Source organism: Streptomyces sp. M-16, from assembly GCF_052114405.1.
GTDB lineage: Bacteria > Actinomycetota > Actinomycetes > Streptomycetales > Streptomycetaceae > Streptomyces.
The window spans coordinates 1-392 of the sequence record NZ_JBFRER010000356.1; the positions used below are offsets into that span (position 1 = coordinate 1).

Annotated in this window: 1 rRNA gene; it reads right to left on the bottom strand. The window is 53.8% G+C overall.

Features of this window, described 5'->3' with window-relative positions:
* Window positions 1-392, bottom strand: a 23S ribosomal RNA gene (locus AB4039_RS42540); the annotation flags it as partial.

The following is a 392-nucleotide window of genomic DNA, read 5'->3' on the forward strand; positions in this document are numbered from 1 at the left end:
ACTGATACACCAGAGGTTTGTTCAATTCGGTCCTCTCGTACTAGAATCAAGCCCTCTCAAACATCTAACGCCCGCAATAGATAGGGACCGAACTGTCTCACGACGTTCTAAACCCAGCTCGCGTACCRCTTTAATGGGCGAACAGCCCAACCCTTGGGACCGACTCCAGCCCCAGGATGYGACGAGCCGACATCGAGGTGCCGAACCTCCCCGTCGATGTGAGCTCTTGGGGGAGACTAGCCTGTTATCCCCGGAGTACCTTTTATCCTATGAGCGATGGCCCTTCCATACGGAACCACCGGATCACTATGTCCTGCTTTCGCACCTGATCGACTTGTAGGTCTCACAGTCAAGCACCCTTATGCCATTACACTCTACGCACGGTTACCAAG